Source organism: Luteolibacter yonseiensis, from assembly GCF_016595465.1.
Classification (GTDB): Bacteria; Verrucomicrobiota; Verrucomicrobiia; order Verrucomicrobiales; family Akkermansiaceae; genus Luteolibacter; species Luteolibacter yonseiensis.
The window spans coordinates 112,080-136,080 of the sequence record NZ_JAENIK010000004.1 but is presented as its reverse complement, the minus strand read 5'-3'; the positions used below and the strand labels follow the sequence as shown (position 1 = coordinate 136,080).

Below are 24,001 nucleotides of genomic sequence, written 5' to 3'. Positions count from 1 at the left end.
TCGTGCTCTATGGTCGTTTTTCCAATTTGGTCAACAGGGAGCGCGCGCCGTGCGCACGGTCATTTACCGTCGCTGGAATTTCACGCTGTATCAACTCCCACCTGTTCACTTTTATTCAACCGGAATGGCTCTGAGAGGGATGTCCTGATCCTCCTCCACCGGGATGGCCTTGAGAGGCTGGGCCTCCGGGACAGGCATTGCGGCGGGCACCGACACGGCGGACTCGTCCACCGGTTGCGCGCGTGCGGGATGGATGGGGCAGAGGTCGTTGTCCGGCAGGGCGATGTCCGCCGGAACCTGATCGGTATAATTCGTGTGGGCTTCGCGGCAGCCCGCGGTGGCGCGCTTTGAGGAAAGGTGGCAGAGTTCCATGTTCACGAGGTTGACCCTGCTGTTGAGCTTTCCGGCCTTGTAGCCGAGGCGGTCGGCGGTCTTCATGATATCCACCCAGATCGGCAGCGAGAGCGCGGAACCGTAGCCGCCTTGGATGGTTTTTTTCGGTGTGTCGAAGCCGACCCATACGCAGCAGGTGAGCGTGGAGGTGTAGCCGGTGAACCACGCGTCCTTGAAATCATTGGTCGTGCCGGTTTTGCCGCCGCAGGGTTTGTCGAAACCGAGGCGGCTGATGGATGCCGCCGTGCCGTGGGTGGCGACCTCGTTGAGAATGCGGGAGATGGACCACGCGGAGCCGGCCTTGGCGGCGGGATAGCTGAGCTGCGGACTGATGGGGTGGCCTTTTTCGTCCTTGCCCGGGTAGAGGATGTTGCCGTCGCGATCCTTGATCTCCGAAATCAGATAAGGGCGGTAGCGGATGCCATCGTTGGGAAAGATGGTGTAGGCGGAAGCGACCTCCCATGGCGTGGCTTCCCATGAACCGAGGAAGGAAACCGGCGAATCCGGCATGGGGGTGGCGAATCCGGCCATGCGGGCGACTTCCTGCACGCGATCGATTCCCGCGTAGTTTCCGACCCGCACGGACATCGTGTTGCGGGAGCGCACCAGCCCGGTGGAGATCGGCAGCATTCCGCCGAACTTGCCGTCCGAGTTGTGGGGCCTCCAGTTTCCGGCCCCTTTGATTTCTCCGGGCTGCAGGGGGCCGTCGCTGATGCTGGTGTTCGGCCGGAGACCCCGGTCGAAGGCGGCGAGATAAACAAAGGGTTTGAACAAGGAGCCGATCTGGCGGCTGGCCTGTGTCGCACGGTTGAAGTGTGACTCGTCCGCATCCCGCCCGCCGACGACGGCGAGCACCGCGCCGGTGCGGTTTTCAACCACGGCGGCGGCACCCTGGATGTACTCGGGTTCCTCACGCTTGCCGTCCGGCAGGGCTTTCCACGCGGTCCGCGTCTGGTGCTGATAGCCGGAATAGCGCTCCACCTCGCGGAGTTTTTTATCCAGCGCTTCCTCGCCCTTCCGCTGGATGCGGAGGTCGATGGTGGAGGTGATGGTCAGGCCGCCGAGTTCGATGTTCTCGTCCTCAAGGATGATTTCCAGTTCCCTGCGGATCTGCTCCAGCGCGTAGGACTCGTGGGTCTCACGGCGGCCCTTGGGCCGGACTTCGATGGGTTCGAGCTTCGCCTTGTCCGCCTCCGCCTGGGTGATCGCGCCGGCGGTGACCATGCGGCCCAGCGTCGTGTTGCGTTCGTTGATCGCGGCATCGATGGAACGGAATGGGTTGAACGCGTCCGGACCGCGGACGATTCCGGCGAGCAGGGCGGATTCCGAGAGAGTCAGTTCCGCCGGATGCTTTTCGAAATAGATCCGGGAGGCCTCGCCGATACCCTTGATCTGGCGGCCCCAGTTGATCTGGTTGATGTAGGCACCCAGGATGGCGTCTTTTTCCATGGCGGACTCAAGCCGCACCGCGAGGGCGATCTCCAGCAGCTTGCGATCGATCTGCCTGAGTGTCTGACCGCGCTTTTCGCCGGCCTTGAGCTGGAAAATGTCGGACGCGAGTTGCTGGGTGATGGTGGAAGCCCCCTCTTTTTTTCCCTGGATGTTCTTCAGGAGGGCGCGGCCGATGCCGATGGTGTCAAAGGCGCCGTGTTTGTAAAACCGCTCGTCTTCCCGCGCGAGAATGGCTTTGCGGAAATTTTCCGATACCTGGTCCAGAGGGACAAGGGAGCGTTTTTCCCCGTGGATGCGGCCGATTTCCTCTCCCTGCCGGTCGAGAATGATCGACCGTTCCGGCATGGCGTGGACTTTCGAAAGATCGTAACCCTGTGAGCGCAAGCCATAAACCACCGCGAGGAAACCCGCTCCATAAAGCCCCGCGACCACCGGGTATCCCACGACGCGGGCGAATAATTTCAGCGGCAAACCCAAGGGCCACGTCAGCAGGTTCAGCAGGTGGAACGGCCAGAAAAAGAGGAGGGATGCGGCGCTCGGAACGCGTGACGGGGCGCTGGCGGGCGCATCGGAACGGAAGCGGTTGGCGTCTGGCGGGTTGCGTTTTGGCATCTTCATGCAAATGATAAGCGATCCTCCGCCGCCGATCCACCCTTGTTATTTGAAAGACGAAACGTTTTCGCGGCGGCGATGTTCATTATGTAAATCATGAAAGTGAATCCCCTCTTTCCGCTCACCTGCCTCTCCCTGTGGCTGGCCGCCGGAACTCCGCCCGCTCAGGCCAGCGAGCCTGTGAAAACGCTGTCGGACCTTCAGAAACTGGAGTCCAAGGTGGAGACGGTCAGCCAGAAAGTGATGCCCGCCACCGTGGCGTTGCTGTCGGACAAAACCGGCTCATCCGGGTCCGGCGTGATCACCACGGCGGATGGTCTCATCCTTACTGCCGCCCACGTCGTGCAAGGCGCGGAGGAACTCGTCGTGGTATTCTCGGACGGCAAGGAAGTTCCGGGGAAAGTCCTCGGTGCGAATTACTCGAAGGACATCGCCATGGTGCAGATCCAGGGCAAGGGGCCGTGGCCCTTCGCCGCCATGGGAAATTCCAGGCCTCTGGCCGCCGGAGACTGGGTGCTCGCTCTCGGGCATTCGGCCGGTTTCGACGCCGCCCGGACGCCGCCTGTGCGTTTCGGCCACGTGGTTTCCAAAGGTCCGGGAAATTTTCTCACCACCGACTGCACGCTCATCGGCGGCGATTCCGGCGGGCCGTTGTTTGATCTCGACGGGAAGATCGTCGGCATCAACTCGTCCATCGGGGTCTCCCTGACAAACAACAACCATGCCGGGATCGACGGATTCAAGGACGACTGGGACCGCATCCGTGCGGGCGACACTTGGGGGCGGCTCTCGATGGACGCGTTGAGAAATCCGGACATGCCGGTGCTTGGCATCGGCTACGGCCAGCCGCGCGGCATCAAGGGCGTGCCGGTCGAGGAACTGGTCCCGGATTCACCGGCCGCCGCCGCCGGAGTCAGGGTGGGGGACGTGATCCTGTCGCTGCAAGGGAATGCCATCCCCGACGCCCGCAAATTGCTGATCGCCCTGGCGAAATGCAGTCCCGGCGACAAGGTGAAGCTCGGCATTTTGCGGGATCGCAAGGAATTCCAGGTGGAGGTCGTCCTCGCCAGTCTCGAAAACTTGTATTCAGAATGATTCATCCAACCGTTATGAAACCGATCGCCTATTTCATCGTTGCCTCCGCACTCGCCAATGTCGCGTTCGCGGATGACGAGGTCCCGTTGCTGCTTCCGGAGGAACGCCGCGTCGTGGAGGCGCAGTCCGACGAGTTCAGCGAAGCCATCAAGCCCGCGCTGGCGGATGCGGCGAAATCCACCGTCCGTGTCTGGGCGGGGTCCCGCCGCGTCGCGTATGGCACCGTCGTTGGTGACGGCACCAAGATCCTCAGCAAATGGAGCGAGATCGCGAGCAGCAAGGGAAAGCTGCGTGTGGATGTGGCTGGCAACCAGTATCGTGATGTCACTCTCGGCGGGGTTTACCAGGACGAGGATCTGGTTCTGCTGAACGTGGAGGGTTCCGCCCTGAAGCCGGTCACCTGGTCTTTCGAGTCGCCGAAAATCGGCGGCTTCCTCGCGGCTCCGCAGCCGGATGGAAATCTCGCCGCGTTCGGCGTGGTCAGTGTCTTGGAACGAAATCTCCGGGATACCGACATGGCGTTTCTTGGTGTGAGGGGGGATCCCGAATTCAAGGGTGCCGGTGTCAAGATCTGGACTGTCGAGGAAAAATCCGGGGCTTTCGACGCCGGACTGGTATCCGGAGACGTCATCCTGAAAGTCGGAGACCGCGTGATCTCGGGCATGTTGGAGCTCAAGAACGCGCTGTCCGGGACCACTCCGGGTTCGACGGTGGATTTGCTTGTCGATTCCCAAGGCCGTGCGAAAACCGTGAAAGTGGTGTTGGGAAACCGCACCGCGAACATGGCGCAATACGGCGGGCAGCGGCTGCAGGTCATGGAACGCATGGGAGGCGCCCTCAGCCAGGTGCGCGGGTCATTCACCCACGCGCTGCAAACCGACATGCGCCCGAAGCCGAACCAGATCGGCGGACCCGTGGTGGACTTGGAAGGCCGTGTGCTGGGAATCACCCTCGCGCGCGCGGATCGCACCCGGTCCTTCGTCATGCCCGCCGCCGCGGTCGATGCGATGCTCAAGAAGCCGGCCCAGGATCCTTCGGTGGCCCAGGTCCGTACCGAGGAAATCCAAGGTAACGGGCTCCTGAGCGGCTCCGAGGCTCCACGCCCCCAACGGATGCGCGGCGGAGAAAACCGCGCGCGCCGCCACCTCAGCGACATGCGCCGCCTGATGGATCACATGCGTGACGAGATGGATGCGCTGGAGGGAAGATGAGGCTGAGAAAAGGCGGGGCTGTCAGTTTTCCCCGGTCACGGGTTCGGAGCGGAAAACCCGCGCGTCCGGTTGCCACTCGAAGTCCCTGTCCAAAGGGTAAATCGGACGCTTCAGATTCTTGTAGTCGATCGATGTGAGCAGCGGCTGCACGGCACCGGGCGAGAGAACCAGCAGATGACCTGCGGCCATCGCCTTGAGCTCGGGCTCGAGATAGCCGATCTTCACGATGGTGATGGTGTGCTCCAAGGGATCCAGTCCCATTGTGAGGAAGTCCTGGCGTTTGTGAAACGGCTTGCGCAGCTCGGTGAGGATGATGTGGATGCCGCCACACCGCACCACGGCCTGCCGGCCTGCGACGGGATCTCCTTCTGTCATGGAAACCAGCCTCGCCGTCACTTCAAGAGGTTTGCCGTGTATGGGATCGAGCTTTCCTCCGAGAGTGAGGTTCAGGAGGTCCCCGGTTCCGGCCCCGGCGCAGATTGAAACGGCGTCCGCATCCGGCATGGACGCGAAGATGGCGGTCGCGCCATTGTGAAACGCGGGATGGGCGACGAGCGCGGAGAGGGTGGCCGGCACATCTCCCGCCGCACCGGCGGTGGGGTTGTCCCCGGCATCACTGAGGAAAACCGCGGAGCGGTTCTGTTTGAGAGCTTCTTCAATGCACCATTCAGCAGGACCCGCAGGGGCCACAAAATGGAAATCCCCGCGGGCCTCCCAATAGCGGCGGGCGATCGCCCCGGCGGTGGTTTTGACCGCGTCCGCATCGTGCCCGGTGACCACGGCGGTGGCCATCGAGCGGGCCTGGTCCGCCCATGCGTAGCCGACCCAGAGCGAGGCATCCCACACTCCGGGCAGGTCGGATTCCGCAGGCAGCGGGGCATACAAGCTCATGCCCGGTTCGCTCTCGGTGCTCGACATCTCACCGGAAACAAGCACGGGAATGCCGACGCGGGCGCGGAAAACGGGTTGCGGATTCCGCCACCATTTCAACAAAAGGGAAACCGCCCGTTCGCGGGTTTCCATCCAGTCCACATGCGGTGCGGTGCGGTAGGTGGTGATGAAATCGACATTTCCGATCAATGCGTCCGAGACGTTTCCGTGCAGGTCCTGGCTGCAGGTGATCGGCATGGAGGAACCTGTTTTTTCACGGATGGAAGCCAGCAGGTCGGCTTCGGCATCTTCAAGCCCCTCGACGGTCATCGCGCCGTGCACATCGAAGAAAAAGGCGTCCACGGGTCCGGCGGTCTCGAGCCGGTCGAGGATTTCCCTCTTCATCGTTTCATAACAATCCCTGCGCACCTGCCCGCCGGGGATGGCGCGGAAGTGGGCGAGCGGGACAGGGCTGACCGCTGCGAACGCCGGTTCCATGAGAAACGGATAGCGGGGCAGCATCTCCGCCCCCCGGGTGGCGAGGAAATCTTCCTGGCGCGTCCTCTGTGGGGAAAAGGTGCTGGCTTCGATGTGGATGCCGGCGATGGCGAGGCGAAACGGTTTCATCGGGCGGCGAGTGCGGCGTTCAGCGCATCCTTGCAAATGCGGACCTTGGCCGGGTCCGCCTCGCGCCAGTTGTATTCATCGTCCTTGGTGAAGCTTCCCATGTAGCAGCCGGGGTTGAAGAATGTCATGCCGCCACGCACGGAACTGCGGGCACTGAGGTGGATTTCATCCACGCCGGTGGCGCGCACGAGATCGCCGAGGTTGAGTTCCGTCACGCCACCGCCGGGCATGATCGAGGCGCGGCCCGCCGCCTGTTTGACGAGGCTGGCGATCCGGCAGGCTCCGGCAGGCACGTCCGGCTGGCCGCCCGAGCTGAGGATGCGCCGGATGCCCAGGCCGATGATGTCCTCGAGCGCCTCGCCCATGTCCCGCGTCATGTCGAACGCCCGGTGGAAGGTGATGTCGAGAGGGCCCGCCGCTTCGATCAAACGGATCACACGTTCCTTGTCCACCCGTCCCTCGGAAGTGAGGCAGCCGATGACCACCCCGTCCGCTCCCAGACTTCTGGCGACACGGATGTCCTCCAGCATGATTTCCATCTCCTCTTCGGAAAAGAGAAAGTCGTACCCCCGTGGCCGGATGATGACCATCAGTCCTCCGGAAAATGCGGAGCGCACGGCGCGGATCATGCCCGCGCTCGGAGTGGTTCCCCCCTCCGGCAGTCCGGCGCATAGTTCCACGCGGTCCGCGCCCCCCTCCGCCGCCGCTTTCGCGGAAGCCACACTGTCGATACAGATTTCAAGCATCGGCGGCATTTTCCAGCGCGGGACGGTGGTGGCAAGGAGGAAGCTCGCGAGCCTTGCACGTTGGCGCGATCCGGGGCATGGATCCGCCATGTCCATCGTTCTCGCATCATCATCCCCGCGCCGCCGTGAGCTGTTGGAGCGGGCCGGCGTCGTCTTTGAAGTGGTCGTGTCACCCGCGGAGGAGATCCATGACGCAGGCATGAAGCCGCATTTGCTCTGCGAACTCAATGCGACCTTGAAAGCGGCGGCGGTGGCGGAAACCAGGCCGGACGCGACGGTGATCGGCTCGGACACCCTGGTATTCATCGATGACATGCCGTTGGGCAAACCCGCCGACATGGATCAGGCGCGCGAGATGCTGCGCCGTTTGTCAGGGCGGACCCACCAGGTCTGCACCGGCGTTTGCGTGATTCATCCGGGTGGCGGAAAAAATGTGTTTCACGATCTGACCGACGTGACGTTCCGGCAGCTCGACGATGCGACCATCGAAAACTATTTTTCCAAGGTGAATCCGCTGGATAAGGCGGGAGCCTACGGGATCCAGGAGTGCGGGGAGATGATTGTTTCGGAAATTTCCGGCAGCTTTGAAAATGTGATGGGCCTGCCGGTGGCCAAGGTGGTTGAGGCGTTGGAATGAATCGGATTGCGGTGGGGGTGCGGATGGGTGAAGAATCGCGCATGCAGACGCCGCACCGGTACCCGGTCATCTACAACCCCAAGGCACGCAGCCAGAAGGGCGGGCGGATGCTGCGTTTCCTGATGAGCCACGCCGGGAGGTTCGCCCTCTATGCGACGAACCATGCGGGCGAGGCGCAGGAACTCGCCGCACGCTTCGCGGCGAAGGGTGAGCCGGTGGTCATCGCCGCCGGTGGGGATGGCACGCTGAACGAGGTGGTCCGGGGACTGGCGGGCACCAACACCGTGCTCGGAGTGCTGCCGGCGGGGACGATGAATGTTTTCGCGAGGGAGATGGGCATCCCGTATGATTCGCTGGACCGTGCGCTCCAGGTGATCGACCAGGGATTCATGCATGAGGTGGATCTTTTCGCGGCGAACGGCTCCCCATTCGTGCAGATGGCGGGGATCGGGTTCGACGCCATGGTCATCGAGGAGACGACATGGGAATCGAAAAAGATGCTCGGTCCGCTCGCCTACCTACTGGCTGCGGTGAAGGTGCTTGGTGAGAAACCGCCGAGGCTGGAAGTGATCTGCGCCGACGGCCGGCGCGAGGAAGGGGTGGCGGTCCTCGCTGGAAACGGCTCGTTGTATGGAGGGCAGTTCAAGTTTTTCCCCAGTGCCAACAACCATGACTCGAAGCTGGACGTGCTGGTTTACAAGGAGGCCGGCTACCGGCTGGTGCTGGATTCGTTGCGCGGGCTTGCGTTCGGGGGAATCGACCTCGTGGCGTCGACAAGTTATTTCCAAGCGGAGGAATTCACCGTGAAATCGGACCGCGAGGTGCCGGTGGAGGTGGATGGCGAGCTGATCGGCCGGTTTTCCGAGGTGCGTTTCGCGGAAACGGAGAACCGGCTGCGGGTGCTTGCTCCGGAGGAAGCGGTCGTCGGCGGTTTCGCGGATGCCGTGAAATCCCTTCTCCCATGGACACGGCGTCCGGTGGAATTACAGACATCCCGGAGCACATGAAGGCGGTGAGGACCGGACGAATGCGACGCTTCCTGCGGCGTTGCGTCATTTTCATGCTTTTGCTGGCCCTGGCGGGTGTCGGGGTGGTGGCATACGCGAATTTCACCCCTGTCTGGCGTTCGCGCGGCCGGTTGTTTTCCGATGTCAAGGATCTGCCGGAAACCAAGGTGGCGTTGGTTTTCGGAACGACGGATCGGGTGAACGGGAGGGAGAATCTTTATTTCCGCTACCGGATCGATGCGGCGGTGAGGGTTTGGAAATCCGGGAAAATCAAGACCATCATCGTATCCGGGGACAATCGGACCCAGTATTACAATGAACCGGAGAAAATGAAGCAGGCGCTGACCGAGCGGGGGATTCCGGCGGGACGCATCGTCTGCGATTTCGCGGGCCTGAGCACGCTGGATTCGGTGGTGCGGGCGAAGGAGATCTTCGGAACGGATTCGATCCTGGTCATCAGCCAGCGGTTCCAGAACGAGCGGGCGGTGTACCTGGCGCAGGCTCACGGCATCGAGGCATACGGCTTCAATGCCCGGGATGTGGAAACCCGGGGCGGTGCGAGAACGAAGATCCGGGAGGTTGGCGCGAGGGTGAAGATGTGGCTGGACGTGAATTTTCTGAAAACCAGGCCGACCCACATGGGTGAGAAGGAAGAGTTGCCGAATTAGCAGACAAATTCCGCCTCCGGAGGAGTTTGTGAAACGGTGCAATCCGCTTGCCTCTTGCTTTTTAGTTACATCCCCGCAGTCTATCTCCGATGAATCGTGTGTTCTTTCGCTCCCTCCGCCTTCTGCTTCCAGTGTTCGTGTCGATAACTCCCTCCCTGCATGCGGAGGAGCCGGAGGACCTGTCCGGGGCGGAATTGGATGGGATTCTGGCCGCCCAGCAGGCCGCCGGCTCGACGGCGGTTTCCCAGAAAAAGTTGTTCCGGGCCAGCAATGCGGAAGCGGGAGACTATTTCCAAGCGGTTGCGATCTCGGGAGATACCGTGGTGGTGGGCGCTCCATTCGAGGACAGCAATGCGAAGGGGGTGGGCGGTAAACAGTCCAGCAACAGTCTGACGCATTCCGGCGCGGCATATGTTTATGTCCGCAGCGGCGGCAAATGGACCCAGCAGGCCTACCTGAAAGCGAGCACTCCGGGGAAAAACGACCAGTTCGGATTTTCCGTGGCCATTTCCGGGAACACCATCGTCATCGGCGCGTTCGGCGAGGATTCCAAATCCACCGGTGTCAATTCCTCCCAGACCGATGATTCGGCGGAGGAATCTGGCGCCGCCTATGTTTTCACCCGCACGGGGACCACCTGGACGCAACAGGCATACTTGAAATCAAGCGCCGTGGCGGCGGGAAACCTGTTTGGTTATTCCGTCGCCATCGCGGACAACACGCTGGTGGTCGGTGCTTTCGGAGAGACCTCCGGAACCACCAGTACCGACGGTTCCACCGGCCCGACCCGGGCGGGAGCCGCCTATGTTTTCACCCGCAGCGGCACCGCGTGGACCCAGCAGGCGGCCTTGAAGGCAAGCAACCCCGGAGCAGGAGACTGGTTCGGCATTTCCGTCGGCGTCTCGGGCGATACGCTGGTGGTAGGGGCCCAGAATGAGGCCAGCGATTCCACCGGAGTGAACGGTGCCGAGAATGACGACAGCCAGGCGGGAGCCGGTGCGGCCTACGTGTTTGTCCGCTCGGGAACCACTTGGACGAAGCAAGCTTATCTCAAGGCCAGCAACACCGGCAAAGGTGATCGGTTCGGCCACTCGGTGGCGGTTTCCGGCAGCACTGTCGTGGTCGGCGCGCATCAGGAATCCAGCAAGGCGAAGGGAGTGGATAAAAACCAATCCGACAACAGCGCCTCCAAGTCCGGAGCCGTCTACGTCTTCACCAGGACCGACAGCAAATGGCGTCAGCAGGCGTATCTGAAGGCCAGCAACACCGGCGCGGGGGATGGTTTCGGGCAGTCCGTCTCCTTGTCGGGAGATTCCATGGTGGTTGGAGCTGCCGGAGAGGACAGCGGTGCCCAGGGAGTGGAGGGAAATCAGGCGAACAACAGCTCGGCGGAGTCCGGTGCCGCCTATTTCTTCACCCGCAGCGGGACGAAATGGAGCCAGAAAGCTTATTTGAAAGCCAGCAACACCGTGAACGGCGCCCGATTTGGCGCGTATGTCTCGACAAACGGGGGCGTGTCGGTGGTTGCCGCACCCGGGGTGGCCAAGAACGCCGGTGCCGCTTATCTGTTCGGGCCGGATGATTCGCCGGAACCGGAAATCGAGATCCAGTCGGCGGCGGGCACGAATCTCAGCAGCGGTGCGGCGACCGTGAATTATGACAGCCTCAAAATCGGAGCTGCCAATTCCACACAAATCTTCAAGATCCGCAACTCGGGCACGGCAAACCTCACCGGATTATCGGTGATCAAGAGTGGCACGGACTCCGTGAGCTACACCTTGGACCCCTCGGCAATGCTGACCACCGTTCCTCCGGGTGGAAGCACCACATTCAGTCTCACCCTTTCGTCTGCAGCCAGCGCCAGTGTGAACCGCACGGCGGTGATCACGGTCAAGAGCAACGATTCAGACGAACCTGAATTCAAGATCAACCTCAGTGGATTGGTTCTTTCTTCGACGGCGGACACCGATGGGGACGGGTTGAAGGATTACGCGGAATCCCAGTACGCGGCATTGGGGTTCGACTGGAAAATCAAAAATGATAAATTGTATCAGGCACTCATGGGTGGTGCCAGCGAGGCCGGGCTTTATACCGATGTTGAAACAGCGGTCAGGGCAGGCACGCCTCTATTGACCAAGGATCCCGCCTCCAACACTTTCACCCTGACTCTGGGGTTGGAAAAATCTTCCGATTTGAAGAAGTTTGAATCGATGAGTCTCTCGGGAAGCACCTTCACAACTGACGGCAAGCTGCAGTTCAAGTTCACCTCCTCGGAGGAGAAGGCGGCGTTTTACCGGGTTCTGGCAAAATGACCCATCGGGCCGGACGGTTTCCCTACCCGGCTGCCGCCCCCTACCGTCCATCAACGGGAAAAAATAGGATCAGACGGATCGATGGATTCCTATCGATCCGCCGCTTCCGCCGCTTCCGCCGCTTCCGCCGCTTCCGACATCGCCGGGCTGGATACGCCCCTGAGCCCCCCTTTCAAACCGAGAAAAGCGAAGTGATCGACTCACCGCCATGGATGCGGCGGATGGCTTCGCCCAAAAGCGGGGCGATGCCGACGACCTGGACCTTGGGGCCGGCGGCCTGGGGCACGGAGTCGGTGGTGATGACCTCCTCGATGGATGAGTCACGGATGCGCTGGTGGGCGAGATCGCCGAGGATGGCGTGGGAAACACCGGCGTAGATCCGCTTGGCTCCGTGCTTGTGAAGAATGTCGGCGGCGGCGGTGAGGGTGCCCGCGGTCTCGGTCATGTCATCCACCAGCAGGACGTCCCTGCCCTCAACCTCGCCAATGACGTTCATCGCCTCCACCCGGGTCGCGCTGACACGGTGTTTGGCGACGATCGCGAGCTCGGCTCCGAGGGCATCCGCGTAGGCGCGGGCCATTTTCACACCGCCGACGTCCGGGGAGACCACGGTGAGGTTCGAGGTGTCCGGATGGCGCTGGCGGAGGTAGGAGATCAGGACGGATTTCGCGTAGAGATGATCCACGGGAATGTCGAAGAAGCCTTGGATCTGCGGGGCGTGGAGATCCATGGTGAGGACGCGGTTTACGCCGGCGGAGGTGAGCAGGTTCGCGACGAGTTTGGCGGTGATCGGCACCCGTGGTTGGTCCTTGCGGTCCTGTCTGGCGTAGCCGAAGAACGGCATGACGGCGGTGATGCGCTCGGCGCTGGCCCGGCGGGCGGCATCCACCATGATGAGCAGCTCCATCAGGTTGTGGTTCGTCGGCGGACAGCTGGGCTGGACGATGAAAACGTCTTCTCCACGGACGTTTTCGTTGATTTTCACTTCGGTTTCTCCGTCTGGAAACGCCGAGACGTGGACGTCTGCAAGCGATTGGCCGAGGTTTTCGGCGATGCGTTCGGCGAGGGCGCGGTGGGCGGTTCCACTGATGATCTTCATAGGAGAAAAAGGAGCGTTGGGCGGATGGCGGGGGGATTGTTGACAGTGAAGCGGCTGTCGGCAATACTTTGCTCGGAAATCGTCCCACCCTTTCGCTCCCCTGATGTCCCTATCTCCTCCGCAACCGGGCCCGACCAGACCTCAGCCTGCCGGCCGACCGGCTCAATGGGTGCTGTGGGCAAGCCTGGCCGCAATGGCCGCCTTGCTGGTCTGGTTCTTCGGAATCGAGTCCCGTTACAATTCCGATCGGAGCTATTCGGCGATCCGGTGGTTGATGAGCGCTTGGAATTCCGACTTGGATTACGAACACGGCCCGCTGGTTCCTGTCGTCGCGCTGGGGCTGGTGATCTACCGTTACAAGGATTTGAAGGCCGCCGCGGGTGACGGGAATGTTCTCGGGCTGCTGGTGGTGCTGATCGGCGTTTTGTCCTACATCGCCGGTTACCGGACGTTGCAACCGCGCATCACGGTGGGAAGCCTGCCATTCATCCTGTGGGGATCGGTGTTGTATTTGTGGGGCTGGCGGCCGGCGAAGCTGCTGCTGTTTCCCGTGTTTTTCCTATGGCTGGCCGTTCCTCTGCCGAGCTTTCAACAGGCGACCACCCACCTGCAGCTGATCGCCACCTCCATGGCCCACCACGGTTCCAGCCTGTTCGGGGTGGAGACCTATGTGGAGGGAACGAAAGTCCTGCCGATCAAGGGAGATTGGAAACCGCTCGACATCGCGGCGGGATGCAGCGGGATCCGCTCGCTGATGGCCCTGCTGATGATTTCAGCGGCCTGGGCGTATGTGGCGAAGATCGCGTTCTGGAAAAAAGTGCTGTTGTTCTTCGCCGCGTTTCCGCTCGCCATCCTCGGTAACGCGCTGCGCGTCATTTCCATTTTCGTCATCGCGGAATACGGAGATGCGAAATGGGCCACCACCACCTGGCATGATTGGTCGGGCCTGTTGCTCTTCTACCCGTTCTCCCTTCTTCTCCTGCTGGCGATCCATTCGTTGCTCGAGGGCGGCCTGCCGTGGAAGAAGTCCGATGCACGCCGCCTCCGGCGGGTGGTGGTGAATCACAAGGCCGGCGCATCCAACTCTTTGCAAACCGAATGATGAAAGCCCCACCTTGGATATTGCCGTTGTTTTTGGGCGGCGCGTTGAGCGCGATCTACTTTCTCCCGAAAGTCGGAGCCGTCGCGCAGTCGGCGGTGGAAATGAAGCTGCCCCAGGAGATGGATGGATGGGTGTTCGAGGGGCAGCCCGCCTCGGAAGCGGAAATCAAGACGCTCGCACCGGATACCCAGTTCTCAAAAGGGCTGTGCTACCGGGAGAGGCCGGGGGAGATCAACTCCTACGGAAATCCGGCACAGGACAACATCCAGCTGTCGATCGTCTTGTCCGGGGCGGACATCAATAACTCCATCCACCGTCCGGAGCGCTGCATGCCGGCACAGGGACACAATATCACGGGTACGAGCAGCAGCGTGCTCAAACTTTCGAACGGTCGTGAATTGGAAACAAAACGGTTGGTTTCCGTCTTGGGAAAAAAGGACCTGCGGGTGCAGGATCGCGAGACCTACCTGAAGTACAACTGCCTCACTTATTATTTTTTCGTGGGGCACGACCGCCTTTCCAACGACCACCTGAAGCGGACCTTGCTCGACATGCAGGACCGCCTTCTTCGTGGCATGGACCAGCGCTGGGCCTACGTCACCGTCACCATGAGCTACGGAAAAATTCCGGGAGAAGACGGGGAGGGAATCAGCCAAGAGGAGGCGGATGCCAAGCTGGTGAAATTCCTGACTGAATTTTCAGAGGGGCAGATCAATTGGAAGCAGATCACCCACTGAGGGATCAGTTCGCGGGAGGAACCGGAACGACCTTCGCGCCTTGGAGATAGGAAATCGATTTGTCCAGGTAACTGAGGTATTCCGCCCGTTGTTCGGGAGTCACATGGGTCGGAAGTGACTGCCTGGCTTGAAGGATGCGTTTTTTCGCCTCCATGAAAAATCCGAGCGCCTCTCCCGGACGGCGGGAAGACCAGGCGGAATCCGCCATTTTGCCATAGAGGAGGCCCGCACGGTAGTGGACCCGGCCTCCATTGACGAGTGTCGAGGCGAAGTCATAGGCAGCCATGGCTCCCTTGTAATCCCCGTTCGCCTCGCGGGCCGAACCGAGATTTTCATGGATGTAAACCCGGGGGCCTCCCATGTCCGGCGTCTCCCAGTGCATTTGTTTGAGGGATTCCTCCATCTGTTGTGCCGAGGACTCCATCGTGACCAGGGCCGCCGACGGGTCTGTTGCGTCAAACTGGCGGAGCGCTTTGGTCATGAGATGTTTGGCAAATGAGAAGCGGGCGTGGAAACACGGTTCCATCCCACCCTGCAATCGGATCGCCCGGTTGTAGGCTGCTTCGGCTTCCGTGTCTTTTTTGAGCAAACTGAGAAGATTCGCACGGTTGACGACCGGATTGGGATCGTAAGGATGGAGCTGTTCCGTTTGTTCGTAGTTCTCGATCGCCTTGGTGGTCGCCAGTTCGAAATCGGCGCCTTCGCTGGAAACCGCGGATTGCTGATAGCTGAATGCCCGCTCCTTGAAGAGTGAAGGCTGGGGCCAGATGCGGAGGGCTTCCGTAAGCGCATCAATGCGCGACTCCTCCGTGGTGAGCGGCGTCTTGCTGAAATAAACGGGCCACAAGGCCGCCGTCACACGACTCCCCTTCCAGCCGAAGGGAATCAGAAGGAGCACGCATCCGACGGCCGCGAGAGAGAGGAGCGCCTTTGATCCGATGAGCCGGGGCCCACGGACATCCTTCGGCGGAGTCCTGGAAATCATGCCGAGGCATATTCCGAGCAACAGGATGCCGGGCAGGAGATGGAACACGAAGCTGAAGCAGGATTGGGTGAACATGCCGGCGAGTGCCGCCAATCCACCCAGCCTCCATGCATCCCCGGTGTTGGACGTGCGGTCGGAATCGGACAGCAGGATCCTGATCATGGCGACGATCACCAACGCACCGAGCAAGGCGGTCAGCAATCCGGCTCCGATAAGGCCGTAGTCCGTGGCCGCCTGCACCAGTTCGTTATGCACCAGTTCCGGCTTGTGGGTGATGATGTCACCCTGCGCCTTTCCATCTCCGAACCGGAAACATTCCCAACTGAAACTCCGGCTTCCACCGCCTGCGAGCGGATGCAGTCCGATGCACGACAGGGCCATCCCGAGGAAATAGAGACGGGAGCTGTTGTCCAAAACCATTTCCATGCCCGGCTCGATGCCGCGCATGTCTTGGGCGTTCTGCCAGCCCATCATGAGGAACGCGCCGATAACCAGTCCGACGACGGGGATGGCCACCAATGCGTAGGGGAACCAGCGCGCCTGCCGCCGTTTTCCAACCATCAGCGCGGCCATCGCGAAGACTCCTCCGCCCACGGCGGCTCCAAGGATGCCACCCCGCGACGGACTTGTCCCGATAAACGCCAACCCCGCGGCCGCGATCAACAGCCACACGATCCGCGTGACCATCGAGTGCCTGCCGAACAAGGCGGCTGCTCCAACCAACAGCGTCGAAGCGATGAGATAGTTCGCGGATTCACTGTAGTGGGTTAGGAAGCCGGTTATCGCCGAATTACTGCGTGAACGGAAAACCGGAGTGAACGAGGGGTCGATCATCTGCCTGCCCATCACCACCACATTGGCCAGCAGCAGCAGGGCGATTCCCCAAACGAGGATTTTCTCAGCCAATTCGTTACCTTCGATGGCCCTCAGGCTCACGAACACTCCCATCACCACCGCAAGCAACAGCAGATCCGCCTGGCCGAGTTCCGTCACCGGCGAAGTCAGCGCCCGCCACGCGAACCAGCCCGCCGCGAGCGCGCCAAGTGCCAATAGTCCGAAGTCCGCGGAAAACCGGCCCTTCCGCCAGAATACGGGGAGTGCCGCGGACGCCGCGACTCCCAGCGGAAGCAACCCCACCCCCCATGTCCAAGGCTTGGTCTGCGACCCCACCGTTACGGAAAGAACGAACGCGAGGACGAGGAATATGGCTGAGAGGGCGGGCATGTCCGTTGGGAAATCTGGGAAATGATCCGGCGGTTCATCCGGAAATTCTGATCAAGAAAACATCGCTGTCAGGCCGCTCCCTTGCCGAAAAAAACGGCGGGGATGGTCCTGAGCAGAATCTTGATGTCCAACCACAGCGACCAGTTGTCGATGTACCGCAGATCCATCGCCACCCATTCTTCGAAACTCGTGATCGTGTTCCGTCCGCCCGCCTGCCATTCGCAGGTGATGCCGGGTTTCACGCTCAGCCGCCGACGGTGGGAGATGTCGCCAAACGCGTCCACCTCGTAAATGGGCAGCGGGCGGGGGCCGACCAAGCTCATGTCACCCTTGAGCACGTTGACCAGCTGTGGCAGCTCATCGATGCTGTACTTCCGCAGGAAGGCTCCAAATGGAAAGATCCGGGGGTCGTTCTGCAGCTTGAAAACCGGCCCCTCCATCTGGTTTCCATGGTCGGCCTTGATCTGGTCCAGCATCTTGTCCGCATCCGGCACCATCGTCCGGAATTTCCACATGCGGAACGGCTTGCCGTAGCGTCCCGCACGCATCTGGGGGAAAAATACGGGAGCCCCCGGACTTTTCAGCATGATGCCGAGCATGGCGAAGAGCCAGAATCCGGAACACGCTGCGAGTATCATCGCCGCACCCACCCGGTCGAAAACCTCCTTGCACAGCAATTCCCACGAAAGTTCGGGAGTCGAACGCAGCACCAGCATGGGCTTGTTTCCAATGGCATCAAAAACCGGGCGGGCGATCTGGGTGCGGATGAACGAAGCCGCGATCCACGCCTCGACTCCCTGCAGCTCGCATGCTTCCACGGCACGGGCGACTTTCTCGAATTCCGTATTTTTCGCGGAAAACACCACACGGCTTACGGATTGCTCTTTCAGCAGGGCGAAAAGCTCCAGCACGTCCCGCTTCCCGAGGTCGAAATGGTCGACCACTTTCCAACTGGAGGTGATCTCCGGATCGAGTTCCGCCAGGAGTTCCGTCATTTCATCGCCTGATCCGGCGAGGACGATGCGCTCTTTATTGTAATCACTTGCGATCCGTTTCTTCAGCCAGACATGGGTGACGCGGTCCCGCACGATCAGCAGGAGAAACGACAAGCTCAACCCCAGTCCGAGAACCAACCGCCTTGTTCCGGCAATTTGGGCGAAAACCACGAACAGTCCCATGATCAGGGCGATGACGAGCAACCCCCGGATGAGCTGCCATAGGGCGGTGCTGGTACCCTTGTGCCGGAGATGGTCGTAAAATCCGAACCGTTCGATGACCAGGGGAGTGAACGGGACCGCGATGTAGAGAGCCCAGTTCATGGATTGCAGCACCGCTTCATCGTCGTTCGCCCAACCAAGCCAGACCCGGGCGATTCCACCCAGCCAGAATGCCAGCCAAACCAACAGGGCGTCCGAGAGCTGCAAGGCCTGGATGGTGAACGAATCTTTGCGGCTGATAGCCATGGGTCGATAACGGGCTGGTAAAGTGGGGCGGGGGAGCTGTTGCAGTTATCCAGGAGCAAGGGAGGAGGGCAGCCGGCGGCAGCTGCGCCAGTATCACCACGCGCGGAGACTGATGGCTGCTTCCGATTTGGTCAAGCGACGAGCATGCGAACGGCTTGAATCGAAACCGTTACGGGAATTAGATTGGAAATTTGCCTGAGGCATGCTTCTTGGCGATGGAAATGCGCCGCCTCACTCTCTTCGGTATGCCGGTTTTGTTGCTGGCGGCGCTTTTTTTCCTCTGGCAGTTTCGTTTCGAACGGGTTCCCGGGTATCCCACCCTCCAACTCCGCGATTTGAAGCTGGGACCGCAGCTCCCACCCGGAGCTGCATGGACCGGAACCGAAACGAGCCCGGTTCTCAGGCTTTCCGCCGCGCCCGGCGTCGGGCAGGTGGTGCTCAAACCGGATATTCCGCAAATCCCGGCGGTGGATCACATTCATGTGACCCTCCGGACCTCTTCCCAGAACCTCGAACCCGGGGCTGAAAAATGGGAGGACGGGCGCGGGATCATCGAGTGGTCGTCACCCATTTCCGGAGAAGTGGAGAATGATCCGATTTTTTCACTGACGGGCACCTCCACCGGAAAATCCATCGAACAGGTTATGCGGCCGGAGAAATCACCGGCCACACCAGCCTTGCGATTTGAGAATCTGGGGAGCAGTGGTTTTTATGAAATCTCCCAACTGGAAATCACCGTGGTGCGGGAGCGCTGGCTTTGGAAGATCGGGCGCTGGTTCCTGATTTCCAGTTGCTTCGCCTGGGCCCTCGCATGGTGCCGATGTGGCGGGAGGGTCGGACTCCTGCGGGCGTCCGCCGCGGCTTTCATCTGGTTGTTCATGTTCCTCTATTTCGTGGTGCCGGGGCCGTGGAAGTCATTGCATCCGCTGGCCGCTCCGTTCCAAATGGGGGAGCGGATCGTTCCGGCACGGACGGAAACCGCATCCCGGGTGGCGGCGGATCAGATGAATGTTCCACCCGCAGTTTTACCATCCGCCGGAAAAATCCCCCACAAGGGGGATCTCACCCTCCTGGTCAAGGTATATGCGGCGAAAGCCCGGCCGTTGCTGCACATCATCCTCTTGTTCACTCCCACGCTCCTGATCGCTTGTTTGGCCGGAAGATCACCCGCGATGTCGCTGGGCGTCATCCTGTCCGTCAGTATCGAAGCCGCACAGGTCTGCTTCGGCTACGGCTTCGACAGGGTGGATGTCTTCGATCTCCTCTGTGATGCCACGGGCATCGCGCTCGGCCTCGCCGCCGTCCGTCATCCCTGGCTGAGGGAGCGTCTGCGCTGGAGCAGCGAGAAGCCGTGCCGCAGCGTCGCGGTGGAGTGAAAGTGGATCGCGGAGAATTCCGGGTATTCCGACAAGATCCAATCAATGAACCGTCGCTCGCCGGGTTGGTGCGCGTAGAGGTTTTCCGTCACCCATTCCCCGGGCATGCCGCGCTCGAACTCGTGGTGGATGCTTTCGAAATATTCCCGCGGCCACAGTCCCGTGTCGTGCACCGCCATCATTCCTTCCGGTGCGAGATGAGGCGCGATCCTGCGGAACGTCTCCTGGTTCAGGTCCAATTCGTGCGCGGCATCGAAAAACACGAAGTCGATTTCCCGCCGACCGACATCCGCCGCATCGAATTCCGTCTGGGATTTGGCAATGAAGGTGAACCTGCGATCGAAACCGAATTCCGACTTCGCGCGTCTGATGGATTCCGGGTCGATGTCATAGCTGAACAAACGCGCATCGCCGGAAAGCGCCTGGAGAAAATTGAAGGCGCTGTGGCCATGGAAAAAACCGAACTCCACCACCACCTTCGGCCGCAGGCTGCGGATGATCCCGAAGAGGGCGATCGCCTCATCCCTCTGCAGCGGGCCGATGGCGTCATTTTCCCGGTAGGACGCGAGATGGGAGATTCCCATTCCGCGAGTGCGGCCGGACAATACCGAAAAGAAGCCAACCAAGTTCTGGAAGGTTCCGGAGCGGTAGAACAACTGGCGGATAAGGGATTTCAAATGAGAGGTCATGTCACGAAGTTCACATTTTGCCCAAGCGGCCGCTCCATCCGTCCGAGATCGCACGGCGGAGCAGCGGGATGCGGTTCCATCCATCGATCAGGATCGCGGCGAAGGCATAAACCACCGCCATGCGCAGCGCGGCCGGGCCACCGGCCTGTCCGCGCTTCAGCCAGATCATGTTCCGCACCTTGTAGTAGAGCTTCCAATCCGCCAGCCCCCGTTCGAAGAAAAAGCTTTTTCCAAGAAAGTGCCAGTGAACCACATCCAGAGGTCCCGGATGATCCATCACCGCGCCACGGATGGCCTCCTGCGTGAAACCCGCCTGTTCGATCCTCCATGGATATTCCTCGTCCTCCCCCCGGATGAAAAGATCCCCGTTCACCGGGCCCACCTTTTTCCGGACCTCCTTCGGCAGGAGGGCTCCCGTCCATGAGATCCTGCTCGGGACCTTTGCTCCGGCGGGCAGTTCGGCCTCGGTCCACACCAATTTCCAACCGTCGCCGTCACGGATCTGGAGGGGCCAGGTGAATTTGCCCGAGCGCGGATCGATCTGAAGCGGGTGCCGCACGACATGAGGGTCCCAGGGGCCCTCCAGCATCGCCTCAAGCGCGGGTTCCCGCGGCCATGAGTCGTCGTCCAGAATCCAGACCGCGTCGGCTCCCCCCTCGAATGCGAGCTCCATCACGGCCCGGACGCCTCCAGCATTGCCCAGATTGTCCGGCATCGAGTGCACGACCAGTGTGAACGGGAGATGTTCCAACGAGCCTAAGGCGCTTACCGTGTCATCCGTCGAACAATTGTCCGCGACGAACACCCACTCCGGAGGAGTGGTCTGGCGGGCAAGCGCCATCACGCAGGCCAAGGCGGTTTCCGCGCGGTTCATGGTCGCGAAAACCGCGGCGACACGTGGCTGGAACGAATCCGGTTTCATGTCCATTTCAGAATCACTTTCCACGCGCGGGAGAGCAGGGAGAACAGTCCGTCGATCAGGCCCTCCAGATAAGGATCCTTGAAAAGGGTGTGCCCGTAAACCCTGCGGATCGCGCGGGACTCCACGTGCTGGAACTCCGCCGCGAGCACGGTGTCCATGTTCCGTTCCTTTGTCAGGTGGCGCTGCGAGGCGTTTCCTCCATGCATGCGGAAGTCCGCGATGTTGACCGGGATGTGTTGGAATTTTTTTCCGATGGAATCCAGCCTCGCGTAAAACTCTCCGTCCATCACATAGCGGAAATCCTTCCGCAACCGGTGCCCTTCCCGGATGATCGTCCGGTTCCGATAGAAGGCCGCCGTGGATGGAACATAGCAATGATGATAGATGTGGATGAATGAAGACCAGCGGGGGACCTTCATGTGGCGGGTGAATCCGCCGGATTCATCAATGAAATCATAGTCGCCGTACACCACGTCCGCATCGGATTTTTTCAATTCCGCCAGCGTTCGCGCGAGTGCCCCGGGCTTGAACCTGTCATCAGCGTTCAACCAGATGACCCAGTCTCCCCGCGCGCGGTCGAAGCCCTTGTTGATCGCATCGGACATGCCCTCGTCCTTTTCCCGGATCCAGGCAATGTGGGGAAAACGTGCCGCGACCGCCGCGCTTTCATCCGTTGACCCTGCGTCGAAAACCAGATGCTCCAACGTCACTCCTTCCTGTCCCGCCACGCTCGCGAGGCAGTCCCCGAGGAAGCGGCCGTAGTTCAGGTTCGGAGTGATGATGGTGAAATCCATGTGGGGTTACGGCACGGTGTCCGGCAGTTCGAGCACCTTGGCGGCCACATTGCCGGCGTGCAATGCTGTTGCCCATGTTTTGGAGATCCCGACCGTGTCGCGGCCGCCCGAGTCCCAATGTCCCAGTTCCGTCATGAGGGCGGCGGCGTGGCCGCGGACATCATCCGTGTCCGCCTGCGTGCCGGATGCCTCGGAAACGAACCACCCGAAGCTGGACATGGACGGTGACCGCCCGGAGACGACCGAACACCCGGAGCACAAGGCCTCGCCGGCGGCGATGCCGAAGCTTTCGAAAGCGGACGGACTGTAAAAAACCATCGATTCCCGCAGGACTGCCGAAAGTTCGGACCGGTCCAACGGTCCTCGCAGCCTGACACGGCTTCGCATTCCGGGAGGGAGTCCGGTCAGCCAGGCCATCAGTCGCGGAGTTGGAAACCCGATGATCTGGACGTTCACAAGGGAATCTTCCGCGAGCAGGTGATCGAAAACTGCCATCATGAGTTCCGGACGCTTCTGCAGGCGATCCGGCCATCGGCCGACACACACGATCTGCCGGACCTTTCGCGGGGAGCCATCATAATGAAAGAGCGGCTCGACAGGGTGGGGAATCACCCTGACACGGCGCGCCAGAGCCGGCCCCCCATAGATCCGGCACAATCTCTTGTAGTGGCGTGCCGCTTCGGGCGACACGCACGCGATGACATCTCCCTGCTTCAGGTGGGCGGCCCGCCCGGGATCCGTCACCAGCATTCCCACCGTGATCCCTTTCAGGACCCTTTTGAGGAAAGTGAAAGCTCCGACGGGTTGATAACGGACTCCTGACAAGATCCACTGTTCATGGAGCCAGCCGCGCAGGCCGGCCAGCGGGCTGATGAGTCCGCCGTTGTCCTGATTCAACACCAGATAGACTCCCGCTTGGCGGATCGCCGCAGCCACCTTCCGGAAACGCGGGCTGCCCCACGCATAGAGGACGACACCGTCCAGTTCATGGCTCCGCCACCAGGCGGGAGACTCGAGGTTGGGGAATTCCGTCCGGATCAGGTCCGCCTCGTCCTCCGGCCGGCGGGTTCCAGGCATTACGGCTCTCGCATCGCAGCCGACCGACTGGAGCCCCCGGCACATGAGCCCGCTGTCACGGGCGAAAAAATCCGGACCACCTCCGAATTCAACAGGAGTGCAGGTGAACCAGCGCATGTGTGATGGAAGGCTCACCCTACTTCGTGAAGATCACATTACAGTTCGCTCCGTAGCGGAGAAGCTTGGGAAAACGGCGGAAGAGAAGGGCATCCATGGATTGGACCGTTTTGGACAACCATTCGAAGCGATCCGAAACCGCCTTCATCGGGTAGCCGAGGAGGTTGAACATCTGGACCTCGCAGGATGAGAAGCCCGCGGCCATCCGCTCGAATTGTGAAAGATACAGATTGCTCTCATCTTCGAGTTCATGCTTGGCCATGCGCACCGCCCGGATGGCCGCGACCGGCAGGTTGTGTCCCATCGGTTCGAAAATGAAGACCAGGCGTCCTCCGGGTTTCAACACACGACGCACGCTTGCCGCCAGGCCTGTCGCGTTGTGGGCGAGGTGATGGAGAGCGGCCTGTCCCCAGACCAGATCGAGTGATTCGTCTCCATATCCCGAGAGGTCGAAGGCATCGCCCGCCACGTAGGACAATCCCGGCAGCCGCTGCATGCGCTCCTCGATTTCGGGACCGGATGCGGCGTATAAATCAAGGCCGGTCACCTCCGCCTGCGGGTAGGCTTCCGCCAGCCCGGCTGCGAGTTTTCCAAAACCGCCGCAGATTTCCAAAGCCCGTTTTCCGCTGAGGTCGACGCGGCAGAGTTCGCTGTAGCCCGCGAGGAAAAGCGGTAGATCCGAGGTGGGGAAGCCTCCTATCGCAGGCAGCATGGACTGCGCCTTCGGGTGGGGCGCGGATGTCGGATGGGTGAGCTGGAGGGGCATGGTGGAAGAAGAAAGTGATT

The 24,001-nt window shown here is 61.1% G+C and carries 20 protein-coding genes; 9 read left to right on the top strand and 11 right to left on the bottom strand.

The features are described 5' to 3' along the window. Positions 1-111 precede the first annotated feature (111 nt). Complete coding sequence (locus JIN84_RS02325; RefSeq protein ID WP_200349397.1) at positions 112-2,463, bottom strand: transglycosylase domain-containing protein; 2,352 nt, start codon at positions 2,461-2,463, stop codon at positions 112-114. Between the two features lie 90 nt (positions 2,464-2,553). Between JIN84_RS02325 and JIN84_RS02320 the strand changes: the two genes are divergently transcribed. After that, entirely contained in the window at positions 2,554-3,552 is a 999-nt protein-coding gene (locus JIN84_RS02320) for a S1C family serine protease (RefSeq protein WP_200349396.1), read from the top strand. Between the two features lie 14 nt (positions 3,553-3,566). After that, positions 3,567-4,763 (top strand): PDZ domain-containing protein, encoded by a 1,197-nt coding sequence (locus JIN84_RS02315; RefSeq protein WP_200349395.1) that lies wholly within the window; start codon positions 3,567-3,569, stop codon positions 4,761-4,763. A 21-nt stretch (positions 4,764-4,784) separates the two neighbouring features. On the opposite strand, the gene JIN84_RS02310 is transcribed toward JIN84_RS02315, so the two are convergent. Both JIN84_RS02310 and JIN84_RS02305 read right to left on the bottom strand, forming a co-directional pair. Continuing rightward, positions 4,785-6,260, bottom strand: coding sequence for a M81 family metallopeptidase (locus JIN84_RS02310; RefSeq protein WP_200349394.1), 1,476 nt, complete (start codon positions 6,258-6,260; stop codon positions 4,785-4,787). Then, positions 6,257-7,015 (bottom strand): copper homeostasis protein CutC, encoded by a 759-nt coding sequence (locus JIN84_RS02305; protein WP_425563433.1) that lies wholly within the window; start codon positions 7,013-7,015, stop codon positions 6,257-6,259. Before JIN84_RS02305 ends, JIN84_RS02310 begins: the two co-directional genes overlap by 4 nt. Before the next feature lie 79 nt (positions 7,016-7,094). Between JIN84_RS02305 and JIN84_RS02300 the strand changes: the two genes are divergently transcribed. The 4 genes from JIN84_RS02300 to JIN84_RS02285 all read left to right on the top strand — a co-directional run bounded on the left by JIN84_RS02300 (position 7,095) and on the right by JIN84_RS02285 (position 11,630). Continuing rightward, positions 7,095-7,643, top strand: coding sequence for a Maf family protein (locus tag JIN84_RS02300; protein ID WP_200349392.1), 549 nt, complete (start codon positions 7,095-7,097; stop codon positions 7,641-7,643). Positions 7,644-7,684: 41 nt separating this feature from the next. Further along, a complete protein-coding gene (locus JIN84_RS02295) occupies positions 7,685-8,650 on the top strand; it encodes a diacylglycerol/lipid kinase family protein (RefSeq protein WP_200349391.1) in 966 nt (321 codons plus the stop codon). Between the two features lie 53 nt (positions 8,651-8,703). Beyond that, a complete protein-coding gene (locus JIN84_RS02290; protein WP_200349390.1) occupies positions 8,704-9,318 on the top strand; it encodes a SanA/YdcF family protein in 615 nt (204 codons plus the stop codon). 137 nt (positions 9,319-9,455) lie between these two features. Beyond that, positions 9,456-11,630, top strand: a complete 2,175-nt coding sequence (locus JIN84_RS02285) for a hypothetical protein (protein ID WP_200349389.1) — start codon at positions 9,456-9,458, stop codon at positions 11,628-11,630. Between the two features lie 172 nt (positions 11,631-11,802). Here JIN84_RS02285 and JIN84_RS02280 read toward each other — a convergent pair whose 3' ends face one another. Continuing rightward, a complete protein-coding gene (locus tag JIN84_RS02280) occupies positions 11,803-12,729 on the bottom strand; it encodes a ribose-phosphate diphosphokinase (protein ID WP_200349388.1) in 927 nt (308 codons plus the stop codon). Between the two features lie 193 nt (positions 12,730-12,922). Between JIN84_RS02280 and JIN84_RS02275 the strand changes: the two genes are divergently transcribed. Together JIN84_RS02275 and JIN84_RS02270 are read left to right on the top strand one after the other, a co-directional pair. Continuing rightward, positions 12,923-13,831, top strand: a complete 909-nt coding sequence (locus tag JIN84_RS02275; protein ID WP_200349387.1) for an exosortase/archaeosortase family protein — start codon at positions 12,923-12,925, stop codon at positions 13,829-13,831. After that, positions 13,831-14,568: an EpsI family protein gene (locus JIN84_RS02270; protein WP_200349386.1), complete on the top strand. Its 738-nt coding sequence runs from the start codon at positions 13,831-13,833 to the stop codon at positions 14,566-14,568. The genes JIN84_RS02275 and JIN84_RS02270 overlap by 1 nt, the downstream gene beginning before the upstream one ends. 4 nt (positions 14,569-14,572) lie before the next feature. Here the strand turns inward: JIN84_RS02270 and JIN84_RS02265 are convergent, their stop codons facing one another. Then, positions 14,573-16,777: an O-antigen ligase family protein gene (locus JIN84_RS02265; protein ID WP_200349385.1), complete on the bottom strand. Its 2,205-nt coding sequence runs from the start codon at positions 16,775-16,777 to the stop codon at positions 14,573-14,575. 68 nt (positions 16,778-16,845) lie between these two features. Continuing rightward, positions 16,846-18,240 (bottom strand): sugar transferase, encoded by a 1,395-nt coding sequence (locus tag JIN84_RS02260; RefSeq protein ID WP_200349384.1) that lies wholly within the window; start codon positions 18,238-18,240, stop codon positions 16,846-16,848. Between the two features lie 221 nt (positions 18,241-18,461). On the opposite strand from JIN84_RS02260, the gene JIN84_RS02255 reads away from it, so the two are divergent. Then, positions 18,462-19,616, top strand: a complete 1,155-nt coding sequence (locus JIN84_RS02255; protein ID WP_200349383.1) for a VanZ family protein — start codon at positions 18,462-18,464, stop codon at positions 19,614-19,616. Here the strand turns inward: JIN84_RS02255 and JIN84_RS02250 are convergent. The 5 genes from JIN84_RS02250 to JIN84_RS02230 are packed head-to-tail and all read right to left on the bottom strand — an operon-like array spanning position 19,547 to position 23,981. Then, on the bottom strand, positions 19,547-20,305 hold the full coding sequence (locus JIN84_RS02250) for an O-methyltransferase (RefSeq protein WP_200349382.1): 759 nt from the start codon (positions 20,303-20,305) through the stop codon (positions 19,547-19,549). The two genes, JIN84_RS02255 and JIN84_RS02250, sit on opposite strands and share 70 nt — an antisense overlap. 10 nt (positions 20,306-20,315) lie before the next feature. After that, on the bottom strand, positions 20,316-21,227 hold the full coding sequence (locus JIN84_RS02245; RefSeq protein WP_200349381.1) for a glycosyltransferase: 912 nt from the start codon (positions 21,225-21,227) through the stop codon (positions 20,316-20,318). Next, the gene (locus tag JIN84_RS02240; RefSeq protein WP_200349380.1) at positions 21,224-22,021 is read right to left on the bottom strand and encodes a glycosyltransferase family 2 protein; all 798 of its coding nucleotides are present in this window, start codon (positions 22,019-22,021) and stop codon (positions 21,224-21,226) included. The genes JIN84_RS02245 and JIN84_RS02240 overlap by 4 nt, the downstream gene beginning before the upstream one ends. Positions 22,022-22,027: 6 nt before the next feature. Next, positions 22,028-23,233 carry a glycosyltransferase family 4 protein gene (locus JIN84_RS23340; RefSeq protein WP_200349379.1) on the bottom strand — a complete coding sequence of 402 codons (1,206 nt, stop codon included), beginning with the start codon at positions 23,231-23,233 and terminating at the stop codon, positions 22,028-22,030. A 1-nt stretch (position 23,234) separates the two neighbouring features. Next, the gene (locus JIN84_RS02230; protein ID WP_200349378.1) at positions 23,235-23,981 is read right to left on the bottom strand and encodes a class I SAM-dependent methyltransferase; all 747 of its coding nucleotides are present in this window, start codon (positions 23,979-23,981) and stop codon (positions 23,235-23,237) included. Positions 23,982-24,001 lie beyond the last annotated feature (20 nt).

Bases quoted from the DNA above. Each gene is read 5' to 3' on its own strand.
- JIN84_RS02260 (WP_200349384.1), bottom strand. From the start codon at position 18,240: ATGGCTATCAGCCGCAAAGATTCGTTCACCATCCAGGCCTTGCAGCTC.
- JIN84_RS02325 (WP_200349397.1), bottom strand. From the start codon at position 2,463: ATGAAGATGCCAAAACGCAACCCGCCAGACGCCAACCGCTTCCGTTCC.
- JIN84_RS02265 (WP_200349385.1), bottom strand. From the start codon at position 16,777: ATGCCCGCCCTCTCAGCCATATTCCTCGTCCTCGCGTTCGTTCTTTCC.
- JIN84_RS02240 (WP_200349380.1), bottom strand. From the start codon at position 22,021: ATGGATTTCACCATCATCACTCCGAACCTGAACTACGGCCGCTTCCTC.
- JIN84_RS02275 (WP_200349387.1), top strand. From the start codon at position 12,923: ATGGCCGCCTTGCTGGTCTGGTTCTTCGGAATCGAGTCCCGTTACAAT.
- JIN84_RS02300 (WP_200349392.1), top strand. From the start codon at position 7,095: ATGTCCATCGTTCTCGCATCATCATCCCCGCGCCGCCGTGAGCTGTTG.
- JIN84_RS02290 (WP_200349390.1), top strand. From the start codon at position 8,704: ATGCTTTTGCTGGCCCTGGCGGGTGTCGGGGTGGTGGCATACGCGAAT.
- JIN84_RS02230 (WP_200349378.1), bottom strand. From the start codon at position 23,981: ATGCCCCTCCAGCTCACCCATCCGACATCCGCGCCCCACCCGAAGGCG.
- JIN84_RS02305 (WP_425563433.1), bottom strand. From the start codon at position 7,015: ATGCCGCCGATGCTTGAAATCTGTATCGACAGTGTGGCTTCCGCGAAA.
- JIN84_RS02280 (WP_200349388.1), bottom strand. From the start codon at position 12,729: ATGAAGATCATCAGTGGAACCGCCCACCGCGCCCTCGCCGAACGCATC.
- JIN84_RS02245 (WP_200349381.1), bottom strand. From the start codon at position 21,227: ATGAAACCGGATTCGTTCCAGCCACGTGTCGCCGCGGTTTTCGCGACC.
- JIN84_RS02315 (WP_200349395.1), top strand. From the start codon at position 3,567: ATGAAACCGATCGCCTATTTCATCGTTGCCTCCGCACTCGCCAATGTC.
- JIN84_RS02250 (WP_200349382.1), bottom strand. From the start codon at position 20,305: ATGACCTCTCATTTGAAATCCCTTATCCGCCAGTTGTTCTACCGCTCC.
- JIN84_RS02295 (WP_200349391.1), top strand. From the start codon at position 7,685: ATGCAGACGCCGCACCGGTACCCGGTCATCTACAACCCCAAGGCACGC.
- JIN84_RS02255 (WP_200349383.1), top strand. From the start codon at position 18,462: ATGCGCCGCCTCACTCTCTTCGGTATGCCGGTTTTGTTGCTGGCGGCG.
- JIN84_RS02310 (WP_200349394.1), bottom strand. From the start codon at position 6,260: ATGAAACCGTTTCGCCTCGCCATCGCCGGCATCCACATCGAAGCCAGC.
- JIN84_RS02320 (WP_200349396.1), top strand. From the start codon at position 2,554: ATGAAAGTGAATCCCCTCTTTCCGCTCACCTGCCTCTCCCTGTGGCTG.
- JIN84_RS02270 (WP_200349386.1), top strand. From the start codon at position 13,831: ATGAAAGCCCCACCTTGGATATTGCCGTTGTTTTTGGGCGGCGCGTTG.